This window comes from Pelomicrobium sp., from assembly GCF_036803785.1.
Taxonomy (GTDB): domain Bacteria; phylum Pseudomonadota; class Gammaproteobacteria; order Burkholderiales; family UBA6910; genus Pelomicrobium.
In genome coordinates this window covers 1-2,692 of record NZ_DAIRTR010000228.1, presented here as the reverse complement: position 1 = coordinate 2,692, position 2,692 = coordinate 1, and the positions used below count along the sequence as shown (strand labels likewise).

Genomic DNA, 2,692 nt, shown 5'->3' with positions numbered 1-2,692 from the left:
GGAGAACAGGTCGTACCAAGCGCCGCTGCCCTGCTCCCCGGCCGGGGAGGCGGGAGGGTGGGAAGTGCCGTTCATCATGCCTATTCTGCGGACCATCGGCTCGACGAGAAGCGTCCTTTACTCTTGGGACAACAGGGTGGTGACGTAATTCATGGCCTCCTTGGCGCTGTGCTCATCATAGCCGTAATGGCTGATGAGCCTTTCCTGCACCGCAGAAATCTTCTTCTGGGCCTCCTCGTCCGGCCGGGCGGCCGAGGTCACCAGCCGCAACACGTCCCGGCGCTCCTCGAACAGGTACTGTTCGATGGCGTCGTGGAGCCGCGAATGGCTGTCCAAGGTGAACTTTTGTCCGGCCTTGTAGGCCACCATGGCCTTGCGCACCACTTCCTGGCGGAACGTTTCCTTGCCCGAGTCGGAGATCTTGATTTTCTCTTCCACGGAACGCAGGAACCGTTCGTCCGGCGCGCGGCTTTCTCCGGTGATGGGATCGACCACCTCGCGCCGGTCCAGGGAGGCCTCCACCTCGTCCAGATACTTGTCCAGGAGCTGCTGGGCCTCCTCCTCGAAGGAGGTGAACAGGGCCTTGTGCACGTCCTCCTTCACCCACCGGTTGTAGAAGTCCTTGCGGGTCACCACCAGGTAGTCCATCCACTGCCGCTTCTGGTGGGCATCCATGCGGGCATCCGACTCGATGGCATCCTTGAGGGCGAGCAGCACCTCCATGCTGGTGAGGCTCGAGGTCTCGCTGCGGGTGATGGCGTTGGACAAGGCGTTGATCACGAAGCGGGGGCTCGCCCCGGACAAGCCCTCGTCCGGGTGCTCCGCCCGCACCCGCTCCACTTCCGCCTCCGGGAAGCCGTCCACGTGCTCGCCCGCATACAAGCGCACCTTCTTGGACATGTCCAAGTCGTCCCGGGCCGATTTCTTGAGGCGGGTGAGCACCGCGAACACTGCCGCCACCTTGAGGGCATGGGGATCCAGGTGCACGTCGCGGAAGGTCTTGGCCGCCGAGACTAACTTGGCATAGATCCTCGCCTCCTCCAGATAAGAGAGTGTATAGGGCACCTTGACGATCACCATGCGGTCCAGCAGCGCCTCGTTTTCCTTTTCCTGCAAGAACTTGTGAAACTCGGCCAGGTTGGTGTGGGCGACGATGGTCTCGTCCAGGTAGATCAGAGGAAAGCGGGAGACCTTCACGTTCTTTTCCTGGGTGAGGGTGAGCAAAACGTAGAGAAACTCCCGCTTGACCTTGAGGATCTCGATCATCTCCAGCAGGCCCCGGCTGGCCGAGTACAACGCCCCCGACCAGGACCAGGCCCGGGGATCGCCCTCGTCGCCGATTTCCGCCACCTTGGACAGGTTCACGGAGCCCACCAGATCTGCGATGTCGGCGGTGCTGGGATCGTGGGGCGCGTAGGTGCCCACTCCGGAACGGGCCGCCTCCGAAATGAACATGCGGCGGACCGGGAACTGCATGAAATCGCCGCCGAACTCCGTCTCGAGCCGCACCCGGCAGTAAGGGCAGAGCTCGCCCTGGATCTCCACGCCGTAGGTCTCCCGGACCTGGGCCCGGAGGGTATGGGGAATCAGGTGAAGGGGTGACTCGTTGACTGGGCAGCCGGCGATGGCGTAAAGGGCCCCTTCATCGGTGCGGCTGTACTCTTCCAGCCCCTGCTTGAGCAGGATCACCAGGGTCGACTTGCCGCCGGAGGGGGGACCCAGGAGCAGGAGCAGCCTACGACCTACGTCGGAGCCAGCGCTCGCCGCCTTGAAGTACTCCGTGACCCGGGTCAGCGCCGCGTCGATGCCGAAGAGCTCGTGGGAAAAGAGCGCCGTCGCTGGCTTCTTTTCTCCGTCGCTCTGCTTCTCGGCATACCAGCGAAGCATGTCCCAGATGTACTCATGGCTCAGCCGGCTGTGGCGCTGGGGCGCCTGGGGAACGATCTGCTCGATGAATTCCCTGAACGTCCCCGACCAGTGTTGGGCGTTGTGCTGACGCGCGAAGGCCGTCAGCGATTCCACCAGGCTGTTGCTCGAGTTTCGTTCCGTCATCTCTCGCTACACCATGTTTGGGGCATCGACTACTTCCAGTCTAGACGAAAGCGCTGGGGGCGTAGGCGCCGCTTGCTCGGATCACCCTCAATTTAACCTCTTTTTAGACGCCCCTGGTGAGGGAAACGTTCTGATCCCAGGGACCTTTTGTCCCTCTCGCCCACTCTGTGCTTCCTCGCAGCCCGCTCCCGGTTGCACCTGTACCGCACCCGACACGCCGCCGCGCGAGACCCGCCTTCCATCCTGGGCCGCCTGGGATGCGGCTTTCCTTCTCTTTCATAGCAAACGCCCGTCGCGTCGGTAAGTTGACCATGACGGCAAGGAGGCGCCGCGCTCGCCCACACTGAAAATCCCACGCGCCCGCCCCCGATCCCCGGGCACACACTCCGATGCGGGACCGGTGGACCCACCACGATTGAAGAGCCCCCATGCAAGACTGGGGCCAAGCCGAACGGGACGCGACGCCGCCGGCAACTCCCCTCCAGCGTCCACGAAGTGCCGTAGAGCGTCCGACCGCCACCGCTTTCCCGCCGCAACGCGGACATTTCGACCGGCATGGATCTTGCCAAGCGGCAGCCATGGTGGACACGCTCCTGCGCCTCGTCTTGATCGCTGTCGTAGCCCACGGCCTGAGTGGCTG

At 63.5% G+C, this 2,692-nt stretch carries 2 protein-coding genes; one reads left to right on the top strand and one right to left on the bottom strand.

Annotation, left to right across the window (positions count from 1 at the left end):
* Window positions 1–117: 117 nt before the first annotated feature.
* Window positions 118–2,052 (bottom strand): serine protein kinase, encoded by a 1,935-nt coding sequence (locus V7Q81_RS15590; RefSeq protein ID WP_333845163.1) that lies wholly within the window; start codon window positions 2,050–2,052, stop codon window positions 118–120.
* 428 nt (window positions 2,053–2,480) lie between these two features.
* Between V7Q81_RS15590 and V7Q81_RS15585 the strand changes: the two genes are divergently transcribed.
* Window positions 2,481–2,692 (top strand): hypothetical protein (locus V7Q81_RS15585; RefSeq protein WP_333845160.1); only part of this gene is annotated, 212 nt, incomplete at its 3' end.

Excerpts from the sequence above, each read along its gene's own strand:
- V7Q81_RS15590 (WP_333845163.1), bottom strand. The coding sequence starts at position 2,052 with ATGACGGAACGAAACTCGAGCAACAGCCTGGTGGAATCGCTGACGGCC.